Raw genomic sequence first — 19,482 nt, 5'->3', positions numbered from 1 at the left:
TTGATTACCAGCAATCTTCAGCTTCGAGCGAAGGCCACGGCTTTTTCGAATTGATCCTGGGTTGGCCGCACCCCGGTATAAAGCACAAACTGCTCCAGCGCCTGGATTGCAATCACTTCCAGCCCGGTAATCACCCGCTTGCCTTGAGCCCGCCCACGCACGATCAACGGCGTTTCGGCGGGGATCGCCACCACATCGAACACAGTCTCGGCGTTATCAACCGCATCCGCTTCAAACGCCAGCGCATCGGCCTCGGCGCCGCCGGTCATGCCGATCGGTGTCACGTTGACCAGCATCTGCGGCCGCATGTCGCCCAGTTCTGCACGCCACTCATACCCCAGGCTCTGCGCCAGCGCCCTGCCCGCGGCTTCATTGCGCGCCACGATCACGCCCTTGGCATACCCCCCGTCGCGCAAGGCGCTGCCTACGGCCTTGGCCATGCCGCCGCTGCCGCGCAAGGCGAAGGTGGAATCTTTCGGCACAGCGTGCTTTTTCAGCAGTTGCTCGACGGCGATGTAATCGGTGTTGTAGGCCTTCAGGTGCCCATCGGTATTGACGATGGTGTTGAGGGAGGCGATGGCTTGAACCGAATCGTCGAGTTCGTCCACTAATTCAATGGCGGCCTCTTTGAACGGCATCGAGACCCCGCAACCGCGAATGCCCAACGCCCGGATACCGCCGATCGCGCCGGGCAAATCCTGGCTGCTGAACGCCTTATAGTAGAAATTCAGACCCAACTGTTCGTACAGGTGGTTATGAAACCGCAGGCCAAAATTCCCGGGGCGGGCCGACAGTGACATGCACAGCTGGGTGTCCTTGTTGGGGTGCATCTGCATGGATAACTCCTTTGAGTAAGCAAATCGGTACAGACCTTACACAACCTTTACCTAGCGGCCGTGCTGTTTTTCAGAAATATGTTGTCTTAAAAGTATCCCCGCGACGTTACTTGAGTCTATTGATTGCAGACCACAAGCGCAGGGACCAACCGAGGAATGACCATGATTCGTAAAATCCCCAAGATCGCCTTGCTGGTAGGTGCACTCGCTATGGCCGGCCAAGCCTCCGCCCACGGTGGTGGATGGGGTGGCCCGGCCGTCTTGGGTGCACTGGTCGGCGCCGCCGTAGTGGGCTCCGTGGTTGCCAGCCAACCCCGTGAGGTCTATGTGCAGCAGCCGGTCTACGTGCAACCGCAGCCGGTATATGCCGCGCCACCGCCGGTCTACTACGCACCGCCCCCGCCAGTGTATGTGCAGCAAGAGGTGTATTACCGCCCGGCACCGGTCTATTACGGCCCACCCCGTGGTTATTACGGCCCTCCCCACGGCTACTACCGTCGCGGTTGGTAAGCCCTTATCGTGATGTCGGAAACAGGCCTCGCCCTACAAGCGGGGCCTTTTTTTGTGTACGACGTCCGGATTTATCGTGCCAAGGTCGTTCTGAGGACAATGGCCAAGCGGCCATCCCACACTATTAAGGTCGAAAGTCTACTTGCCCGACCGGGGCTTACGCTGTCATGTTTGTGTCACCCCACACTCCCACTATTGATCCAGTCCACCCAATAACAACCCAATAACAACAAGGACGACAGACCATGCCCACACAAAACCCGCACCGCACCGCTGGCCTCTGTACGTCCAGCAAGGTCTACAGCGCCCTCACGGAGCTCAAGCACCTGGAAGGCCACCGCACTGCAAAGTTCCTGGCGTTGTTGGCGGAAAACCTGGTGCGCAAAGGCCTGCTCAATGAGCAGGAAGTGGTGAGCATGCTCGATCAGGTAGTCGACTGACGCCTTTTGTTGATGTCGACTATTGACCCAGGTGATTTTTCCTAAATCGCCAGGCCCCGTAAGGTGACCCCCATAGCGATTGGAGGTCCTTATGCCCACTGTTCAAATCATGTCCGTCATCGGCAGCGCCGTCCCCGCCCCCCTTCGGGAGCTGGGCTTGCTCGCCTGCTGGTACCTGGTACGCGATGGCGAAACCATCAGCGGCCCGCTCACATCCCTGTCCGCCGCCGAAAAACAACGGCAACACGCCTCGAACTTCCGGCTCCACGCCTGAGGCTTATGGCAACGGCATCTTGACCCGCGGCTTGCTCTCCACAAACAGCGCCCAACTGGACATGAACAGCGCCGCCACCAGCGGCCCGATCACAAAGCCGTTGAGGCCAAACACCGACAGGCCGCCCAGGGTCGAGATCAGGATCAGGTAGTCCGGCATCTTGGTGTCCTTGCCCACCAGGATAGGGCGCAGTACGTTGTCCACCAGCCCGATCACAAACACGCCAAACAAGGCCAGCACCACGCCCTGCCAGATCGAACCGCTGAGCAGGAAGTAAGCGGCCACCGGCCCCCACACAATCCCCGCGCCCACCGCCGGCAGCAACGACAGGAACGCCATCAACACCGCCCAGAGCAACGCGCTGGGAATGTCCAGGAACCAGAAAATCAAACCACCCAATGCCCCTTGAGTCACGGCGACCAGCACGTTGCCCTTGACCGTGGCGCGCACCACCCGATTGAACTTGAGCTGCAACCGGCGCTTCTGCGGCTCGGCCAGCGGCACCGCCGTGCGCACTTTACGCACCAGTTCCGGGCCGTCGCGCAGCAGGAAAAACAGCAAATAGAGCATGATGAAAAAGCTCACCAGGAAATCAAACGTGCCCTGGCCGAAGCTGAACGCCTGGGTGGCGAAGAACTGGCTGCCCTGCATCGCGCTCTTGACGATTTTCTCGCGCAGGCCTTCAAGGTTGCCCATGCCAAAGCGGTCCAGCAAATGCTGGAAATACGGCGGCAGGAAGTTCTTGAACTGCTCGATATAACCGGCCACGTCAAGCTTGCCGCTTTCAACGTTTTTGTAGAGCGTTGCGCCCTCTTGCACCAGCAAGGCGCTGGTGATGATCACCGGCAGGATCGCGATCACCAGGCACACCAGCAAGGTGGCCAGTGACGTCAGGTTGCGGTTCCAGCCAAACCGCTGCTGCAGGCGGCGCTGCATGGGCGCAAAGATGATGCCGAGGATGACCGCCCAGAACACCGCTCCGTAGAATGGCAGCAATATCCAGATAAAGGCGACGGTCACCAGGACCAGCAGCAACAACAGGGTTTTGAATTGCAGGTTGGTTTGATTCATGTTCGGTCCATGTCAAAAAAGCAGGGCGCGCGTTTACGTCCCGGTGCTTAGTCCGCCGCAACTCCTGGGAGTGCCATCTTTGTTGCGCTAAGCGTAGACCCAGATCAATAAAGCTCTGCACCGCTTCATCTACCCTCGCGCTTTTTTGCGACCCAAGCCCATGCCTCCTGTCATCGCCCCCGAACTGCTCGCCCCCGCCGGCACCCTGAAAAACATGCGCTATGCCTTTGCCTACGGCGCCGATGCGGTCTACGCCGGCCAGCCTCGCTACAGCCTTCGCGTGCGCAACAATGAATTCGACCACGCCCACCTGGCCCTCGGCATTGACGAGGCTCATGCTCAGGGCAAGCGCTTCTACGTGGTGGTCAACATCGCGCCGCACAACGCCAAGCTCAAGACCTTCCTCAAAGACCTGGCCCCGGTCATTGCCATGGGCCCCGACGCGCTGATCATGTCCGATCCCGGCCTGATCATGCTGGTGCGCCGGCATTTCCCGATGATGCCGATTCACTTGTCGGTGCAGGCCAACACGGTGAACTGGGCCAGCGTGGAGTTCTGGCAGCAGCAAGGGATTTGCCGGGTGATCCTGTCGCGGGAGCTGTCACTGGAAGAGATCGAAGAAATCCGCCGGCAGGTGCCGGCCATGGAGCTGGAGGTGTTTGTGCACGGCGCTTTGTGCATGGCCTATTCCGGCCGCTGCCTGCTGTCGGGCTACATGAACAAACGCGACGCCAACCAAGGCAGCTGTACCAACGCGTGCCGCTGGAAATACCAGGCTACACCGGCGGTGGAGAACGCCACGGGGGATATCGTCCAGGAATATCAGCCAACCCTCGGGATCGGCGCGCCGACAGATCAGGTGTTCCTGTTGCAGGAAGCCAACCGTCCCGATGAGCAGATGCCCGCCTTCGAGGACGAGCACGGCACCTACATCATGAACGCCAAGGACCTGCGCGCCGTGCAGCACGTGGACCGCCTGACCCACATGGGCGTGCATTCGCTGAAGATCGAAGGGCGCACCAAGTCCCACTTCTATTGTGCACGCACCACCCAGGTGTATCGCCAGGCCATCGATGATGCAGTGGCCGGCCGGGCATTTGATCGCGACTTGATGACCCATCTGGAGTCCCTCGCCCAACGCGGCTACACCGAGGGGTTTCTCCGTCGGCACGTGCACGACGAATACCAGAACTACCAGAACGGCAGCTCCGTGTCCGAGCGCCAGCAGTTTGTGGGCGAGTTGACTGGCGAGCGCCGGGGCGAGTTGGCCGAGGTCAAAGTAAAGAACCGCTTTGCCGTGGGCAACCACCTGGAGCTGATGACCCCCGCCGGCAACTTCCACTTTGACCTGACCACGTTGCACAACGCCAAGGGCGAGGCCATCAATGTGGCGCCGGGGGATGGGCACACCGTGTATGTACCGATCCCGACCGAGATGGATCTGCGCTTCGGCCTGTTGATGCGCGACGTTTAGATCCGGAACTGCCCGACCAACTGCCCCAGGCGCTGGCCCAAATCCGCCAGGCTGCGAGAAGTCTGAGCGCCCAACTGGGTTTCATCGGCGACGCTGTCCACCGCCACCGCAATCTGGTGCACGCTGCGGTTGATCTCTTCGGCCACGGCGGTCTGCTCTTCGGCGGCGCTGGCAATCTGAGCGTTCATTGAGTTAATGGTGCCGATCAACTGGGCCATGGTGTCCAGGGACGCGCCGGCCTGGTTGGCCTGGGCCGAGGTGCCGTCACCGGCATCGCTGGAGCGGCGCATCGCGTCTACGGCGGCGACCGTGCCTTTTTGCAGGCGGTCGATCATGCCCTGGATTTCCTGGGTGCTGGTCTGGGTGCGGCTGGCCAAGGCGCGCACTTCGTCGGCGACCACCGCGAAACCACGACCGGCCTCCCCGGCCCGTGCGGCTTCAATCGCCGCGTTCAGGGCCAGCAGGTTGGTCTGCTCGGCAATCGAACGGATCACGCTCAATACGCTGACAATCGACGCCACATCCTGCTGCAAGCTGTCGAGGGACACGCCGCTGCTGCGGATGTCGCTCACCAGTGCATGGATCTGCGCGATGCTGCCGTCCACCACGCGCTTGGCGGCCTGGCCTTCAGCGTCGGTCTGTTGCGCCGCCACGGAGGCGCCTTGCGCACTGCGCGCCACTTCCTGCGCAGCCGAGGACATCTGGTTGATCGCGGTGGCCACCTGATCGGTCTCGTGACGCTGGCGTTCCATGGCCTGCTCCGAGCGCTGGGCCTGGTCGGACACCTGGCTTACCAGCCCGGTCAGTTGCGCGGTCATTTCCGTGATCTGGCGCACCAGCCCGTGGATCTTGTCGACAAACCGGTTGAACGCACCGGCCAGGTCGCCCAACTCATCCTGGCTGGTGATGGCCAGGCGGCGGGTCAAGTCGCCTTCACCGGCAGCGATGTCATCGAGGTTGGCTTTCATCAAGTGCAGGGGACGCAGGATGGTATTGGCCAGCAGCATGCCCACGGCGGCGATCACCAGCAGCACCACCACCGCCACGCCGAGGATACTCAGCAACACGCCTTCCATGCGTTTTTCGACCTTGGCCTCGACCACCGCCACCTGGGCTTCGATGCCGTCGAGGTTCACGGATGTACCGATGACCATGTCCCACTTGGGCAGGTATTCGGTGTAGCCGAGCTTGGGCACCAGTTCGGTCTGGCCGGGCTGGGTGGAGCTGTATTGCAGGTAGTGGCTGCCGTCCTTGCCGACCTTGACCAGGTCGCGGTTGACGTAGACGCCGTTGGGGTCGCGGTTGTCCTTGAAGCTCTTGCCCACGCCATCAGGGCTGTTGCCCTTGAACAGGCGGATGGTCTCTGAGTCGTAGCCGAAGAAGTAGCCGTCCTTGCCGTAACTGGTGTTGGACAGCAGTCTGACCACCTCGGCCCGCGCCGCCGTATCACCGGGGGCGGCTGCGTCGTAGAGCGGTTTGATGGTGCTCATGGCCACTTCCACATAACTTTGCAGGGTGGCCTTGGCGTTGTTGAGCAGACGCTGGCGGGTTTCATCCACCTCGTTGCGCGCCTGCCCCTGGAGGATCCACACAGTGGTCAGGCTGATCACCACGGCGAACAGCAACACCGGCACAACGGCGAGGGACAGGACTTTGGCCTTCAGGCTCAGACGCATGGCTTTTCTCTCTTATTAGGCGACTTGAGAGGTTATCGGCCAGCGGCGGTGAATCTGTAGATCAGAGTGTCATCGCCGCCAGCCAGCCAAATGCGAGCAATGGCAGGTTGTAGTGCAGGAAAGTCGGCACCACGGTGTCCCAGATATGGTGATGCTGGCCGTCGATGTTCAGGCCGGAGGTCGGGCCGAGGGTGGAGTCCGACGCCGGTGAGCCGGCATCGCCCAGCGCACCCGCCGTACCGACGATGCACACGATGGCCATCGGGCTGAAGCCCAGTTGCACACACAGCGGCACAAAAATCGCGGCAAGAATCGGCACCGTAGAAAACGACGAGCCGATGCCCATGGTCACCAGCAGGCCCACCAGCAACATCAACAATGCACCGACGCCACGGCTATGGCCGATAAACGCCGCCGAGGTTTCGACCAGCGCGCGCACGTCGCCGGTGGCCTTGAGCACTTCGGCAAAACCTGAGGCCGCGATCATGATGAAGCCGATCATGGCCATCATCTTCATGCCTTCGGTAAACAGGTCGTCGGTGTCGCGCCAGCGCACGATGCCCGACACCGAAAAGATCAGGAACCCGGCCAGGGCACCGATGATCATCGAGTCCAGCCACAGCTGAATGATGAACGCCGAGGCAATCGCCACACCAGCCACCAGCAGGGTCAGCGGGTTGTATTGCACCGCGACTTGCTCGACGCGCTCGATTTTTTCCAGGTCATACACGCGCTTCTTGCGGTAGCTGATAAACACTGCCACCAGCAGGCCAACCACCATGCCCAGGGCGGGCAGGCTCATGGCGTGGGTCACGTTGACCTGGCTGATGTCCACACCGCTCTTGGCCACATTGGCCAGCAGGATCTGATTGAGGAAGATATTGCCGAAGCCCACCGGCAGGAACATGTAGGGGGTGATCAGGCCGAAGGTCATCACGCAGGCAATCAGGCGTCGGTCCAGTTGCAGCTTGGTCAGCACGTACAACAGCGGCGGCACCAGCAGAGGAATGAACGCAATGTGGATCGGCAAGATGTTCTGCGACGCAATCGCCACCATCCACAGCAAGCCGATCAACAGCCATTTGACGTGGCTGCCGCCGCTGGCGTCCTGGCGGTCCACCAGTAACAGCGCCTTGTCCGCCAACGCATGGGCCAGGCCGGACTTGGCAATCGCCACTGCGAAAGCGCCGAGCAATGCGTAGGACAACGCCACGGTCGCACCGCCGCCCAAACCGCCGTTGAAGGCTTTGAGCGTGGCTTCGATGCCCAGGCCACCGGTCAAACCGCCCACCAGGGCGCCGACGATAATGGCGATGACCACATGCACGCGGGACAGGCTGAGCACCAGCATGGTGCCGACCGCGGCGATGACTGCGTTAATCATGGTTACCTCAAGCAAAAACATAAAAAACAGGCATACCCTCGCTCAGGTGGCCATTGGCTGGCGACCCGCGTGCAGGCTTCAAGGAGGTCTTATTAGAGGGCGCGCACTTTGCAGGACGTGGGGCTGCATGTCAAAAAACCGTGGCGAGGGAGCTTGCTGTGGCGAGGGAGCTTGCTCCCGTTCGACAGCGCAGCTGGAGCCGGCTTTTACCCCCCCCTCTAAGGCCCCGCCCAAGCAAGCTTGCTCACCAAAAAAGCAAATTTAAATTGATCGTTTGAATAAAGAACCCCCCAAAGCAGCCGACAACCTGACTCTATGTGCTTTCAGGTTAAGGATGTCCCGATGTCGCTCAGGCAGCTCTCCATTCAATGGAAAATCACCCTGCTCGCGGGCCTCTGCCTGCTGGGGATCGTGACCCTGCTGGTGGGTTTGTCGCTGTATCGCATGGCGCAGAGTTCGGAGCAGGTCCAGGCCTCCAGCATGCAGATGCTCAATACCTCCGCCCAGGCGCGCATCGAGGCTCAAGGCGAAGCCCAGGCGCTGGGTATCCGTCGTCAGTTCATGGATGCCTACCAGTACGGCCATGGCTTTTCCCGTCAAGTGCTGTTCCTGCGCGAGCAGGCCGAAAAGCGCTTCCTCGACGCCTTCGACACCCGCGAAGACCTGACCCGCCAGGTCAAGGCCGCCTTGCAGGCCAACCCGGACCTGCTGGGGTTGTCCCTGGTGTTCGAAGCCAATGCGCTGGACGGCAAGGACGAGTTGTTCGCCGATCAGGCAGAGTTGGGCAGCAACGACAAAGGCCGCTTCGCCCTGTACTGGTCGCAGCCGACGCCGGGCACGCTCACCTCAATGGCCCTGCCGGAAAGCGATATGGCCGACACAAGCATCGGCCCCAGCGGTGAACCGGCCAACGCCTGGTTCACTTGCCCGCGCACGACGCTCAAGCCCTGCGTGATCGAACCCTACTTTTATATGATCAACGGCCAGAACGTACTGATGACCAGCATCGTGTTCCCGCTGACCGTCAATGGCAAAGTCATCGCATCGCTGTCGGTGGACATCAACCTCAACAGCCTGCAGGCCGTGAGCCAACAGGCCAGCCAGAAACTGTACGACGGCCAGACTCAGGTGAGCATCCTCAGCGCTACCGGCTTGCTGGCCGGCTACAGCGCGGACGCCACCCAGTTGAGCAAACGCCTGGATCAGGTCGACACCGTCAGCGGCGCGCAAGTGCTCAGTGCACTGGCCAGCGGCCCACAGATCCGCAGCCTGCGCACCGACCATCAGCTCAAAGTGCTGGCGCCGTTCGCGCCGATTCCTGACGGCAAGCTGTGGGGCGTGTTGCTGGATGTACCGGAAAAAGTCCTGGTCGGCCCCGCCGAAACGCTGAAGGCCCAACTGGATGCCGACAATGCACGTGGCACGCTGCTGGAGTTGGGGCTGGGCCTGCTGGCGGCGGTGATCGGTCTGATTCTGGTGTGGCTGATGGCCCGCAGCGTGACGCGGCCGATCCTCGGCGTGGCGCACATGCTCGAAGACATCGCCAGCGGCGAAGGCGACCTGACCCGGCGCCTGGCCTACGACAAGAAAGATGAACTCGGGCAGCTCGCGGGCTGGTTCAACCGTTTCCTCGACAAGCTGCAACCGATCATTGCCGAGGTGAAGCGCTCGGTGCAGGACGCCCGTGGCACTGCCGACCAATCCGCCGCGATTGCGACCCAGACCAGCGCCGGCATGGAGCAGCAATACCGCCAGGTCGACCAGGTGGCCACTGCCTCCCACGAGATGAGTGCTACCGCCCAGGATGTAGCCCGCAGCGCCGCCCAGGCCGCGCAAGCCGCACGCGATGCCGACCAGGCCACCCGCGACGGTTTGACCGTGATCGACCAGACCACCACCAACATCGGTCACCTGGCGGCGGACATGAGCACCGCCATGGGCCAGGTCGAAGGCCTGGCCGCCAATAGCGAGAAAATCGGTTCGGTGCTGGAAGTGATTCGCGGCATTGCCGAGCAGACCAACCTGTTGGCGCTCAACGCCGCCATCGAAGCCGCCCGCGCCGGTGAGGCCGGTCGTGGCTTTGCGGTGGTGGCGGATGAGGTGCGCAACCTTGCGCGGCGCACCCAGGAATCGGTGGAAGAAACCCGCCTGGTGATCGAGCAACTGCAAAGCGGCACCGAGGATGTGGTCGGCTCCATGGGCAACAGCTATCGCCAGGCCCAGGGCAGCGTCGAACAGGTCGGCCAGGCCGTCACCGCCCTGCGCCAGATCGGCGATGCGGTCACGGTCATCAGCGACATGAACCTGCAGATCGCCAGCGCCGCGGAAGAGCAAAGCGCAGTGGCCGAGGAGATCAACAGCAACGTGGCGACCATTCGCGATGTGACCGAGTCGCTGTCGGAACAGGCCAATGAGTCGGCGCGGGTGAGCCAGGCATTGAATAGCCTGGCAAATCAGCAGCAGGGATTGATGGATCAGTTTCGGGTCTGATCTGAATCAGCCGTAGATACGGGCGGTCAGATCTGGCGGTGTGGTAATTCGATCAGCACCTTGAGACCGCCCAGCTCGCTTTCCTGCAATTGCAGTACCCCGCCCCACACCTCGACGATATCCCGCACGATCCCCAGCCCCAAACCATGGCCGTCGATCTGCTCATCCAGGCGCGTGCCACGGCTGAACACCTGGTCGCGCTGGGTTTCGGGGATGCCGGGGCCGTCGTCTTCAACCGCCAGCAGGTAGCTGCGGGCGGTTTCACTGATCGTCAGCCGCACATCGGCATCCGCCCATTTGCAGGCGTTATCCAGCAGGTTGCCGAGCAGTTCCAGCAGGTCTTCCCGGTCCCAGGGCAATTGCAGGCCGGGGGCGGCGTGGTAGCTGAGGTCCAGGTGCTCGCCATGGACCATGTTCAGGGTGGCCAGCAAACCGGGCAGTTCTTTTTCACAGTCGAACAAGGCACCCGGCAGGGTTTCGCCGGCCAGGCGTGCGCGGTTGAGCTCACGATTAAGGCGTTGTTGCACCTGTTCCAACTGGTTGCGCAGCAGTTTGCTCAGCTCGGGATGATCCTTGAGCGCCTCGCTCGACGCCGCGCTCAGCAACACGGCCAGTGGCGTTTTAAGGGCATGCCCGAGGTTGCCGAGGGCATTGCGTGAGCGCTTGAGGCTGTCTTCGGTGTGGGCCAGCAAGTGGTTGATCTGCGCTACCAGCGGCTCCAGTTCCAGCGGAACCTGGGTGTCGAGTTGCGAGCGCTGGCCCTGTTGCAACTGGGCGATTTGATTGCGCGCAGTTTCCAGCGGGCGCAAGGCACGGCGCACAGTGACCCGCTGCAGGACCAACACCAGCAGCAACGCCGCCAACCCAAGCACCAGGCCGATCTGACGCATCAACCGGAAGCTTTCCCGCACTGGCGTGTAGTCCTGGGCCACGCTGATTGAGATCGACTGGCCAAAGCGTTTGTAGTCCGAACGCAACACCAGCAATTGCTGGCCTTCCGGGCCCAGTTGCAGGTTGCCCTTGATCCCGGCTTCGGGCAGTTGGGGCAACTCCTGGTCCCACAGCGAACGGGAGCGCCAATGAGTGTCGGCGAAATCAATCCGGAAATAATGCCCGGAAAACGGCCGCTGATAGGCCGGCGACAGGCGCTGCTCATCCAACTGCACGCCGTTGGGCCCGCGCACCAGCGCCACCAACAGGTTTTCAGCGTCGTTGCGCAACCCTGCTTCCAGATAGCGCTGCAAGCCAGCTTCGAATAACCACAGGCTGGTTTGTGCCAGCACCAGGCCGACAATCACCATCACACTGATCAGGCCCAGGCTGAGGCGGCGCTGAATCGACTTCATGCAGGGCTGGCGCCAAAGCGGTAACCCTGGCCACGCCGGGTTTCGATCACGGCGCGGCCCAGTTTGCGGCGCAGGTGGTTGACGTGGACTTCCAGCACATTGGAGTCGCGCTCGGTCTCGCCGTCATACAAGTGCTCGGCCAGGTGGCTTTTGGACAGGATCTGTTCGGGGTGCAGCATGAAGTAGCGCAACAGGCGGAACTCGGCGGCGGTCAGTTGGATCTCGTCACCGTCGCGCAGTACGCATTGACGGCCTTCGTCCAAGTGCAGGCCGGCGGCTTGCAAGGTGGGCTGGTTGGCCTGGCCGTGGGAACGGCGCAACAGCGCCTGGATGCGCAGGTGCAGCTCTTCAGGGTGAAAAGGTTTGCTCAGGTAGTCGTCGGCACCGGCCTTGAGCCCTTCGATCCGCTCGGCCCACGAGTCGCGGGCGGTAAGGACCAGCACCGGAGTGGCCAATGCGGCCGCACGCCATTGCGCCAACACCTCAAGGCCGGGCAGACCGGGCAGGCCAAGGTCGAGGATGATCAGATCATAGGGTTCGCTGCGCCCCTGATACGCGGCGTCGCGCCCATCGGCCAGCCAGTCGACGGCATAGCCCTGGCGCTGCAGACCGGCCAGCAGTTCATCGGCCAGGGGTACGTTGTCTTCCACCAGAAGCAGGCGCATCAGTCTTCCTCGTCTTTGATCAGTACACCGTTGGTGGCGTCGAGTTTAATCTCACGCACCACACCTTCGGTGGTCACCAGCTCCACTTCGTAGGCATATTGGCCGTGTTTTTTCTCAAGCTCCGCCTCCAGCAGACGGGAGCCGGGATACCGTGCCATGGCCTGCTGCAACAGTTGTTCCAGCGGCAGGATCACGCCCTGCTGGCGCAGCGCGAGGGCTTCATCCTGGTTGAGGTCGCGGGCCTGCAAGCCCGAGCAGAACACCACCAACACCAACGCCACGCGACTGCCGGTGCGTAAATTTACCTTCATTACGTATCCTGATGATTCTTGAGAACCTGCCCGGTGAGCGCGTCCAATTCAACGTCCCATTCAATACCGTTGCGATCTTCCAGTTCGACCTCGTAGACATACTTGCCGTACGCTTCGTCCAGATCGGTGTCCAGCAGCGTCGAACCGGGGTGCAGGGCCAGCGCAGTGGCTTCCAACTGGTCAAAGGCGACAATTGTAACAGTGGCCGGCACGGTCAGTGGCTTGTCGGGGTCCACGGCTCCGGCCTGGGTCGCCGTGGAGGCGATGATAGCGGCGGCGACCAGAGCAGTGAGGCGATTCATGATAAGTCTCCGTTACACGATGTTATTCCTACGCCGGCCACGGTATCTGCTGCAACTTAACTGAAACTGAATTGCCACCATGGCAATTGCGCGGACAGCGGTTTTCCCACAGCTTGCGAGATTTCCTATACTGCCCCCTCGCTTCAACAGAGACCGGTATGACAGCCATCCACATCAAGTTTCCCGCCCTGACCCTCAAGGCCGGCAAACGCGCCCTCACCCGCATCCGCGAACAAGGCCTTGAGCCTGTCGATGTCGGCATCCTTCCCGGTGCGGCCGGCGGCCCCAAGGCGTTGGGCATCCAGGGCCTGGACCTGGCGCTGTTCGGCGACTGGCTGCCTCGGGCACCACGGGAACGGGCGCTGATCGGTGCGTCCATCGGCTCCTGGCGCTTTGCCAGCGCTTGCCTGCCCGACCCGGTGCAAGGCCTGCTGGACCTCGGCCGCCTGTACAACGAACAACGCTTTGCCAAAGGGGTGACCATGGCCGAGGTCACCCAGAGCTGCCAGCGCATGCTCGACGACCTGCTGGCCGGCCGCGACGCGCGGGTGCTGGACAACCCCGACTATCGGCTGAACATCATGGTAGTCAAAAGCCACGGCCTGCTCGCCGATGACCATCGCGGACGCCTGGGCCTGGGCCTGTCGTCGGTGATTGCCGATAACCTGCGTGGCCGCGCACGGTTGTCGCGGCACTTCGAACGGTTGATCATCCATGACCCGCGCCAGTTGCCACCGGTGCATCCGCTGAAGGATTTTCCGTCGCGGTTTCTTGAGCTGGATGCAGGCAACCTGCGCCAGGCGTTGCTTGCCTCGGGTTCGATCCCCATGGTGATGCAAGGCGTGCGCGACCTGCCCGGCGCGGGCGCCGGCACCTACCGCGACGGTGGCCTGCTGGACTACCACCTCGACTTGCCCTACCACGGCGAGGACATCGTGCTGTACCCGCACTTCACCGATCGGGTGATCCCCGGCTGGTTCGACAAAGGCCTGCCATGGCGGCGCAGCAATCAACAGGGTTTGCAGGACGTGTTGCTGCTGGCGCCGTCCAGGGACTACCTGGCCCGCCTGCCCCACGGCAAACTGCCGGACCGCAGCGACTTCAAGCGCTTTTTGGGCGACGACAAAAGCCGCAATAAATACTGGCAAACAGCGATGAGCGAAAGCCAGCGGCTGGGGGATGAGTTTCTGCAACTGGCGGATAACGGTGGCTTGGGCGAGCGCTTGCAGGCGCTTTGACCCAGCGGTATGCGCGGCGCGTGATCAAGCTGTTAAACTCGCCGCCTGCCAGATACCTGACCGAGCTGAAAATACTGTGGAAATCTTCAAAGAGTTTACCTTCGAGTCCGCCCACCGCCTGCCGCACGTGCCGGATGGCCACAAATGCGGGCGCCTGCATGGGCATTCGTTCAAGGTGGCGATCCACCTGAGCGGCGACCTGGATCCCCATACCGGCTGGATTCGCGACTTCTCGGAGATCAAGGCGATTTTCAAGCCGCTCTACGAACGCCTCGACCACAACTACCTCAATGACATCCCAGGCCTGGAAAACCCAACCAGCGAAGTGCTGGCCAAGTGGATCTGGACTGAACTGAAACCGCTTTTGCCGGAACTCAGCGCGATCCGCATCCATGAGACCTGCACCAGCGGCTGCATCTATCGCGGCGAGTAAGCCGGCGTTGTGAAAAAACCACCCTTGGCGGTGGTTTTTTTGTGGCTGCGCACCAACTGTGGTGGCGAATCCACTGATCCAATTTGTATCACCCCCGCACCGCTTTCGTGCCCGATTGGGCACCACGGACACTCCCTCCTGCGTTGGCTCCCTGTTTGGCTATAAAGATTGTGCACCGTACCGAACGCCGGTCACTGCGACTGATTTGGCACGCGCGGTGCAACAGGCCTCGTCACTCATTCAGGGAGCAAGGCACATGACGCAGCAAGAACCGGGCAACGATTACCCCTTAAGCGAAGTCCCCATGCATGCGCGCAAGGGCCTGGCATCGACCGCCATGGTGCTGCTGGGCTTTACGTTTTTTACCGCGACCATGTTTGCCGGCGGCAAGTTGGGGGTGGCGTTCAGTTTCACTGACATGCTCGGGGTAGTGGCGTTGGGTAACCTGCTGCTGGGTATTTACGCCGCAGCCCTGGGCTACATCGCTTTCAAGAGTGGTTTGAACTCGGTGCTGATGGGGCGCTTCTGCTTTGGCGAAGTGGGTAGCAAGCTCAGTGACTTGATCCTCGGCTTCACCCAAATCGGCTGGTACGCCTGGGGAACAGCCACGGCGGCCGTGGTGCTGGGTAAATATTTCGAGCTGAGCCAGGGCAGCGTGCTGGCCTTGATGGTGCTGTTCGGGCTGGTGTTCTGCGCCACGGCCTACGTGGGCTATCGCGGGCTGGAGATTTTGTCCTACATCGCAGTGCCGGCCATGGGCTTGTTGCTGTTTTTGTCGATGTGGGTCGCCACGATGAAAGTCGGCGGGCTGGATGGGTTGCTGGCGGTAGTGCCGAGCGCTGAACTGGACTTGTCCACGGCTATTACCCTGGTGTTCGGCACCTTCGTCAGCGGCGCAACCCAGGCCACCAACTGGACGCGGTTTTCCCGCTCGGCCAGGGTGGCGGTGCTGGCCAGCCTGATCGGTTTCTTTATCGGCAATGGCGTGATGGTGCTGATAGGAGCCTATGGCGCCATCGTCTATCAGCAACCTGATGTGGTGGAAGTCTTGTTGCTGCAAGGCTTTGCCATGGCGGCGATGGCGATGCTGCTGCTCAATATCTGGAGCACCCAGGACAACACCATCTATAACTTCGCCGTGGCCGGCTGCAATCTCTTGCGCACCAAACGCCGCAAAACGGTCACCCTGGCCGGCGCGGTGATCGGCACTCTGCTGGCGCTGCTCGGCATGTACGACATGCTGGTGCCGTACCTGATCCTGCTGGGCACGGTGATCCCGCCGATTGGTGGCGTCATCATGGCGGACTTCTTCTACCGCTATCGCGGCCACTACCCTCGCCTGGCCGACGCACGCCTGCCGGCGTTCAACTGGCCGGGGCTGGTGGCGTATGCAGTGGGCACCGTGCTGGCATTCAACTCGCCATGGGTCGCGCCGTTGGTGGGGATCGCTGCGGCATCGCTCACCTACATCGCACTGACCGCCGTACTGCGCGTGCGGGTGCCGCTGGCTGACGCTGACCCTGGAACCCGGGTTTCACGAGAATGGTAACCTGATGACCGTCTGGACATCGGCATCGCCCTGATGATCTGGCGACTGTCTGCCTGATTGTTTTTAGCCAAGAGGAACTTGCCCATGCACATCATCAACGCCCGCCTGCGCGACCGTGAAGGCCTGCATGATCTGCACCTGGAAAACGGCCGGATCGCCAGCATCACCCCACAAGCGACGCCGCCCGTACTGACGGCCGGTGACCTGGATGCCGCTGCCAACCTGGTGATCCCCCCCTTCGTCGAACCCCATATCCACCTTGACGCCACCCTTACCGCCGGCGAACCCCGCTGGAACATGAGCGGCACGCTGTTCGAAGGCATCGAGTGCTGGGGCGAACGCAAGGCCACCATCACCGAGCAAGACACCAGGACCCGCGCCAAGAAAACCATCCAGGCCCTCGCCGCCCACGGCATCCAGCATGTACGCACCCATGTCGACGTCACCGACCCGGACCTCACGGCGCTCAAGGCCATGCTGCAAGTGCGCGAAGAAAGCACGCACCTGATCGACCTGCAAATCGTCGCCTTTCCCCAGGAGGGCATCGAGTCCTACCGTAATGGCCGCGAGCTGATGGAAGAAGCCATCCGCCTGGGCGCCGACGTGATCGGCGGCATTCCCCACTTTGAATACACCCGCGACCAAGGCGTGAGTTCGGTTAAGTTCCTGATGGACCTGGCCGAACGCACGGGTTGCCTGGTCGATGTGCATTGCGACGAAACCGACGACCCCCATTCGCGCTTTCTCGAAGTGCTGGCCGAAGAAGCCCGCAGCCGCGACATGGGGGCCCGCGTCACCGCCAGCCACACCACGGCCATGGGTTCCTACGACAATGCCTACTGCGCCAAGCTCTTTCGCCTGCTGGGGCACTCCGGTATCAGCTTCGTCTCATGCCCGACCGAAAGTATCCACCTGCAAGGCCGCTTCGACAGCTTCCCGAAACGCCGGGGCGTCACGCGGGTCAACGAACTGCTCGAAGCCGGCATGAACGTGTGCTTCGGCCAGGACTCCATCGTCGACCCCTGGTACCCGCTGGGCAACGGCAATATCCTGCGGGTGCTGGAAGCCGGTTTGCACATCTGCCACATGCTCGGCTACCGCAACCTGCAAAGCGCCCTCGATTTGGTGACCGACAACAGCGCCAAGGCCATGGCCCTGGGTGATCGCTACGGACTGGAGCCTGGACGCCCGGCCAACCTGTTGATCCTTTCAGCGGACAGCGACTACGAAGTGATTCGCAGCCAGGGCCTGCCGCTGTACTCGATTCGTAACGGCAAGGTGTTGATGAAGCGTCAGCCGGCACAGGTAGAGTTTGTGTAAGCGAGCGGGTCACTGGATTGAGTCGATATCCAGCGGTTGCGCCCTCCCCAACTCGCTCTGCGTGGCGGGAGGGATACTGGCGATCTGAGTCCGCGTCTGATTTTCACGATGGCGGAACCAGCGCTTGAGGCAAGGTTGCAACGTGACGGAATGGGCATGGCTCCCGTAGATATCGCGGGCCTCAAGACGCCGCCAGCGCAGGGTTTGCAGGCGTTCGCGACTGCTGTTCAGGCGGTCGATCTCGGCGTTCAAGGGCTCGTGATATGCATAGGTCCGGTCGTTGGCTGGGCGATGTCGAGTCAATTCACGCCGCTTGTCTTGCAGTTGTTTGCGCATGGACGCCAGGGCATGGTCGAGCAGGTCGAATTCGCGCTGGGTCACCAGAGGGCCGTCGCTGTCCACCGCTTGTTGCCAGCGCCGCAACGTCGCCCAGGCGGCAGGTATGTAGCTGGCGGTCATGAAGTGCTGCTTGTATTGCACCAACTGTCTGATCAAACCTTCGCGGTCGGGCATATCCCCCTGCACTTGCAACGCCCGATTGCGGCCTGCCTCTTCGATGGACTCACAGCCGGGCTTCCAGAGTACCGACGAGTGCGTGCCATCGGGGAGCATGATCGGCATGAAGTGTTGCTGCTCGCCATGATGCTGGTAAGGGTTGCCGCCAATGCGTACCAGACCTGCGGCGAACAACAGGCCACCCGCCGTGGGCGCGCTGAATAGCGTAACGGCACCGGGAATCCAGAGTTTCGCGGTGGTGTTCATCCAGGGTGCCGGGACGCTGGGGACGGGGTCGTTGTGGTTGACGATGCGGTGGTGGACCAGCGTGGAAGCGCCAGCGGTGAACGCGGAGTCGGCGGCACGGGGCGCGCCGTAGGTATAGAGGAGGATGTTGTAGTTTGCATCGGGAATTCGTCGTAAGCCTTCAGCCAGAAGCAACGCAATCGCGCCGCCCAGGCTGTGGCCACACATCACAATGCGCTGGCCGGTGTGAAACTGATCGAGGTAGCGCAATACGAACTTACGTACTGCTCGGTACGCCTGATAGAAACCATCGTGCGCTTTGCCAACCCCCTCCGCGAAATGCACCTGGTGGGCGTTGGCATCGCGCAATCCATCTGCGGCACTGGCAGTCCCACGCACCGCTATCAGGATGACCTCATCGTGGTGAGTGATGAACGCTTGGGTATCAGTACCGTCTTTTTCGTCATCGAAGAAATGCGAGCGCGCGGGGTGTTCCTGTTGATCGCCCAGTTCCGGGCGATTCTGGGGGTACAACGCAGGGTCGAACGGCAGGATTTCGAAGCGCCGGGAGTACGGGACTTCCTCATAGAGTGGGTAGAAACGCTGTGTTTGCTCAGGATCAACTCGCCACGCTTCCTGATGCCCAGCGAGCTGTTCGGCAAACAGATTCCCGACACTGGGATCCAGCGGAAAACGCACTTCCTCCTGGGGGTTCTCCGGCGGCACCTGACCGAAGCTGCAATAGCTCAGTGATGCAAATAACGCCAACTGGTATAGGTTCAAGGCGCAGAAATTGTCTTGGGTTGACAACATCGGGCGCAGGGCTCGAAGCGGGCGGACTTCAAGAACGGTGTGGTTATTGGGGAATAGTACGACCCCGAACAAGGTCGGCTGGGGGGGACCGAAGCTTAGGTCTGCCATCATTTTCAGGGCGTGGCGTTGGGGGCGGTGAGGTGAAGGTGCTGCCGGGGGGAGATGGGCGGTATGGCGAACTAGATCACTTACTTCAACCTGATAAAAACAATCCGTGTTCTGCCGTGAAATATTACTCTCGATACGTTTACCGTCAGGGTTTGAAAAAGCCGTTCGCTCAGCACGGAATTGAAGTTCGGAGATCGGCAATTGGTAAGTCCTACGTGTCATCAGTTCGCGGTAAGGTTCTTCTTGCCCGGTGTATTGATTATCTAAACTTAGAACCGCGGGGCCACAATAAAGACCCTGAAGCTTGGCGAATCCATCACCATTTAACCGTCCTTCGTATGGGGCCCCGGCACTGTCGTAGATAGTAAATGGAAGACCGCCATAGGGCTTTCCGCTACCTGTTTCATCCACTAAGCAAAAGCTCACCCATGTCCCTCGCAACGAGCACGCGGGCATCCTGTCACTGAAAAAAGCTCGCTTCCATGCGTCCTGCATCATGAT

The 19,482-nt window shown here is 61.4% G+C and carries 18 protein-coding genes and 1 pseudogene; 10 read left to right on the top strand and 9 right to left on the bottom strand.

Annotated features, from left to right (window positions below; genetic code table 11):
* Positions 1–17: 17 nt before the first annotated feature.
* On the bottom strand, positions 18–836 hold the full coding sequence (locus tag NDJ82_RS24545; RefSeq protein WP_250926472.1) for a shikimate 5-dehydrogenase: 819 nt from the start codon (positions 834–836) through the stop codon (positions 18–20).
* A gap of 156 nt (positions 837–992) precedes the next feature.
* On the opposite strand from NDJ82_RS24545, the gene NDJ82_RS24540 reads away from it, so the two are divergent.
* The 3 genes from NDJ82_RS24540 (at position 993) to NDJ82_RS24530 (ending at position 2,060) form a co-directional block, all read left to right on the top strand.
* Positions 993–1,346 carry a hypothetical protein gene (locus tag NDJ82_RS24540; protein WP_099584880.1) on the top strand — a complete coding sequence of 118 codons (354 nt, stop codon included), beginning with the start codon at positions 993–995 and terminating at the stop codon, positions 1,344–1,346.
* A gap of 245 nt (positions 1,347–1,591) precedes the next feature.
* On the top strand, positions 1,592–1,786 hold the full coding sequence (locus tag NDJ82_RS24535; RefSeq protein WP_032886687.1) for a hypothetical protein: 195 nt from the start codon (positions 1,592–1,594) through the stop codon (positions 1,784–1,786).
* Positions 1,787–1,877: 91 nt separating this feature from the next.
* A complete protein-coding gene (locus NDJ82_RS24530; RefSeq protein ID WP_099584879.1) occupies positions 1,878–2,060 on the top strand; it encodes a hypothetical protein in 183 nt (60 codons plus the stop codon).
* 3 nt (positions 2,061–2,063) lie between these two features.
* Here the strand turns inward: NDJ82_RS24530 and NDJ82_RS24525 are convergent, their stop codons facing one another.
* Entirely contained in the window at positions 2,064–3,131 is a 1,068-nt protein-coding gene (locus tag NDJ82_RS24525) for an AI-2E family transporter (RefSeq protein ID WP_099584878.1), read from the bottom strand.
* 160 nt (positions 3,132–3,291) lie between these two features.
* Here NDJ82_RS24525 and trhP point away from each other — a divergent pair, with 160 nt between their 5' ends.
* Positions 3,292–4,605, top strand: coding sequence for a prephenate-dependent tRNA uridine(34) hydroxylase TrhP (trhP, locus tag NDJ82_RS24520; RefSeq protein ID WP_099584877.1), 1,314 nt, complete (start codon positions 3,292–3,294; stop codon positions 4,603–4,605).
* Here the strand turns inward: trhP and ctpM are convergent.
* Together ctpM and NDJ82_RS24510 are read right to left on the bottom strand one after the other, a co-directional pair.
* Positions 4,602–6,281 carry a methyl-accepting chemotaxis protein CtpM gene (gene ctpM / locus NDJ82_RS24515; protein ID WP_112194471.1) on the bottom strand — a complete coding sequence of 560 codons (1,680 nt, stop codon included), beginning with the start codon at positions 6,279–6,281 and terminating at the stop codon, positions 4,602–4,604. The genes trhP and ctpM overlap by 4 nt on opposite strands.
* A 61-nt stretch (positions 6,282–6,342) precedes the next feature.
* Positions 6,343–7,662, bottom strand: a complete 1,320-nt coding sequence (locus NDJ82_RS24510) for a Na+/H+ antiporter NhaC family protein (protein WP_191948416.1) — start codon at positions 7,660–7,662, stop codon at positions 6,343–6,345.
* Positions 7,663–7,980: 318 nt separating this feature from the next.
* Here NDJ82_RS24510 and NDJ82_RS27775 point away from each other — a divergent pair.
* Both NDJ82_RS27775 and NDJ82_RS27770 read left to right on the top strand, forming a co-directional pair.
* Positions 7,981–9,297, top strand: a pseudogene (locus NDJ82_RS27775) (methyl-accepting chemotaxis protein); the annotation flags it as partial.
* Positions 9,298–9,399: 102 nt separating this feature from the next.
* Entirely contained in the window at positions 9,400–10,155 is a 756-nt protein-coding gene (locus tag NDJ82_RS27770; RefSeq protein ID WP_371926575.1) for a methyl-accepting chemotaxis protein, read from the top strand.
* Between the two features lie 26 nt (positions 10,156–10,181).
* Here the strand turns inward: NDJ82_RS27770 and NDJ82_RS24500 are convergent, their stop codons facing one another.
* From NDJ82_RS24500 to NDJ82_RS24485, 4 genes are read right to left on the bottom strand one after another with little or no spacing between them, the layout of a single operon-like run.
* Positions 10,182–11,501 (bottom strand): sensor histidine kinase, encoded by a 1,320-nt coding sequence (locus NDJ82_RS24500; RefSeq protein ID WP_099584873.1) that lies wholly within the window; start codon positions 11,499–11,501, stop codon positions 10,182–10,184.
* Positions 11,498–12,166 carry a response regulator transcription factor gene (locus tag NDJ82_RS24495; RefSeq protein ID WP_099584872.1) on the bottom strand — a complete coding sequence of 223 codons (669 nt, stop codon included), beginning with the start codon at positions 12,164–12,166 and terminating at the stop codon, positions 11,498–11,500. The genes NDJ82_RS24500 and NDJ82_RS24495 overlap by 4 nt, the downstream gene beginning before the upstream one ends.
* Positions 12,166–12,477 (bottom strand): PepSY domain-containing protein, encoded by a 312-nt coding sequence (locus tag NDJ82_RS24490; RefSeq protein WP_099584871.1) that lies wholly within the window; start codon positions 12,475–12,477, stop codon positions 12,166–12,168. The genes NDJ82_RS24495 and NDJ82_RS24490 overlap by 1 nt, the downstream gene beginning before the upstream one ends.
* The gene (locus tag NDJ82_RS24485) at positions 12,477–12,779 is read right to left on the bottom strand and encodes a PepSY domain-containing protein (RefSeq protein WP_250926471.1); all 303 of its coding nucleotides are present in this window, start codon (positions 12,777–12,779) and stop codon (positions 12,477–12,479) included. The genes NDJ82_RS24490 and NDJ82_RS24485 overlap by 1 nt, the downstream gene beginning before the upstream one ends.
* Before the next feature lie 158 nt (positions 12,780–12,937).
* On the opposite strand from NDJ82_RS24485, the gene NDJ82_RS24480 reads away from it, so the two are divergent.
* The 4 genes from NDJ82_RS24480 to codA all read left to right on the top strand — a co-directional run bounded on the left by NDJ82_RS24480 (position 12,938) and on the right by codA (position 17,319).
* On the top strand, positions 12,938–14,017 hold the full coding sequence (locus NDJ82_RS24480) for a patatin-like phospholipase domain-containing protein (RefSeq protein WP_099584869.1): 1,080 nt from the start codon (positions 12,938–12,940) through the stop codon (positions 14,015–14,017).
* A 76-nt stretch (positions 14,018–14,093) separates the two neighbouring features.
* Positions 14,094–14,450, top strand: coding sequence for a 6-carboxytetrahydropterin synthase QueD (gene queD, locus NDJ82_RS24475; protein WP_017736453.1), 357 nt, complete (start codon positions 14,094–14,096; stop codon positions 14,448–14,450).
* Between the two features lie 256 nt (positions 14,451–14,706).
* Entirely contained in the window at positions 14,707–15,999 is a 1,293-nt protein-coding gene (gene codB, locus NDJ82_RS24470; RefSeq protein ID WP_250926470.1) for a cytosine permease, read from the top strand.
* An 84-nt stretch (positions 16,000–16,083) separates the two neighbouring features.
* The gene (gene codA / locus NDJ82_RS24465; RefSeq protein ID WP_112194465.1) at positions 16,084–17,319 is read left to right on the top strand and encodes a cytosine deaminase; all 1,236 of its coding nucleotides are present in this window, start codon (positions 16,084–16,086) and stop codon (positions 17,317–17,319) included.
* Positions 17,320–17,328: 9 nt separating this feature from the next.
* On the opposite strand, the gene NDJ82_RS24460 is transcribed toward codA, so the two are convergent.
* On the bottom strand, positions 17,329–19,479 hold the full coding sequence (locus NDJ82_RS24460; RefSeq protein ID WP_250926469.1) for a lipase family protein: 2,151 nt from the start codon (positions 19,477–19,479) through the stop codon (positions 17,329–17,331).
* Between the last annotated feature and the right edge of the window lie 3 nt (positions 19,480–19,482).

This window comes from Pseudomonas sp. SR18 (assembly GCF_023701505.1).
Classification (GTDB): Bacteria; Pseudomonadota; Gammaproteobacteria; order Pseudomonadales; family Pseudomonadaceae; genus Aquipseudomonas; species Aquipseudomonas cyclaminis.
Note: the sequence above shows the minus strand (reverse complement) of the source record. Positions and strands in the feature narration are given on the sequence as shown.

What these genes read in the sequence shown, in the direction of transcription:
- NDJ82_RS24545 (WP_250926472.1), bottom strand. Translation starts at nt 836, where the DNA reads ATGCAGATGCACCCCAACAAGGACACCCAGCTGTGCATGTCACTGTCG.
- NDJ82_RS24540 (WP_099584880.1), top strand. Translation starts at nt 993, where the DNA reads ATGACCATGATTCGTAAAATCCCCAAGATCGCCTTGCTGGTAGGTGCA.
- NDJ82_RS24535 (WP_032886687.1), top strand. Translation starts at nt 1,592, where the DNA reads ATGCCCACACAAAACCCGCACCGCACCGCTGGCCTCTGTACGTCCAGC.
- NDJ82_RS24530 (WP_099584879.1), top strand. Translation starts at nt 1,878, where the DNA reads ATGCCCACTGTTCAAATCATGTCCGTCATCGGCAGCGCCGTCCCCGCC.
- NDJ82_RS24525 (WP_099584878.1), bottom strand. Translation starts at nt 3,131, where the DNA reads ATGAATCAAACCAACCTGCAATTCAAAACCCTGTTGTTGCTGCTGGTC.
- trhP (WP_099584877.1), top strand. Translation starts at nt 3,292, where the DNA reads ATGCCTCCTGTCATCGCCCCCGAACTGCTCGCCCCCGCCGGCACCCTG.
- ctpM (WP_112194471.1), bottom strand. Translation starts at nt 6,281, where the DNA reads ATGCGTCTGAGCCTGAAGGCCAAAGTCCTGTCCCTCGCCGTTGTGCCG.
- NDJ82_RS27770 (WP_371926575.1), top strand. Translation starts at nt 9,400, where the DNA reads ATGGAGCAGCAATACCGCCAGGTCGACCAGGTGGCCACTGCCTCCCAC.
- NDJ82_RS24500 (WP_099584873.1), bottom strand. Translation starts at nt 11,501, where the DNA reads ATGAAGTCGATTCAGCGCCGCCTCAGCCTGGGCCTGATCAGTGTGATG.
- NDJ82_RS24495 (WP_099584872.1), bottom strand. Translation starts at nt 12,166, where the DNA reads ATGCGCCTGCTTCTGGTGGAAGACAACGTACCCCTGGCCGATGAACTG.
- NDJ82_RS24490 (WP_099584871.1), bottom strand. Translation starts at nt 12,477, where the DNA reads ATGAAGGTAAATTTACGCACCGGCAGTCGCGTGGCGTTGGTGTTGGTG.
- NDJ82_RS24485 (WP_250926471.1), bottom strand. Translation starts at nt 12,779, where the DNA reads ATGAATCGCCTCACTGCTCTGGTCGCCGCCGCTATCATCGCCTCCACG.
- NDJ82_RS24480 (WP_099584869.1), top strand. Translation starts at nt 12,938, where the DNA reads ATGACAGCCATCCACATCAAGTTTCCCGCCCTGACCCTCAAGGCCGGC.
- codB (WP_250926470.1), top strand. Translation starts at nt 14,707, where the DNA reads ATGACGCAGCAAGAACCGGGCAACGATTACCCCTTAAGCGAAGTCCCC.
- codA (WP_112194465.1), top strand. Translation starts at nt 16,084, where the DNA reads ATGCACATCATCAACGCCCGCCTGCGCGACCGTGAAGGCCTGCATGAT.
- NDJ82_RS24460 (WP_250926469.1), bottom strand. Translation starts at nt 19,479, where the DNA reads ATGATGCAGGACGCATGGAAGCGAGCTTTTTTCAGTGACAGGATGCCC.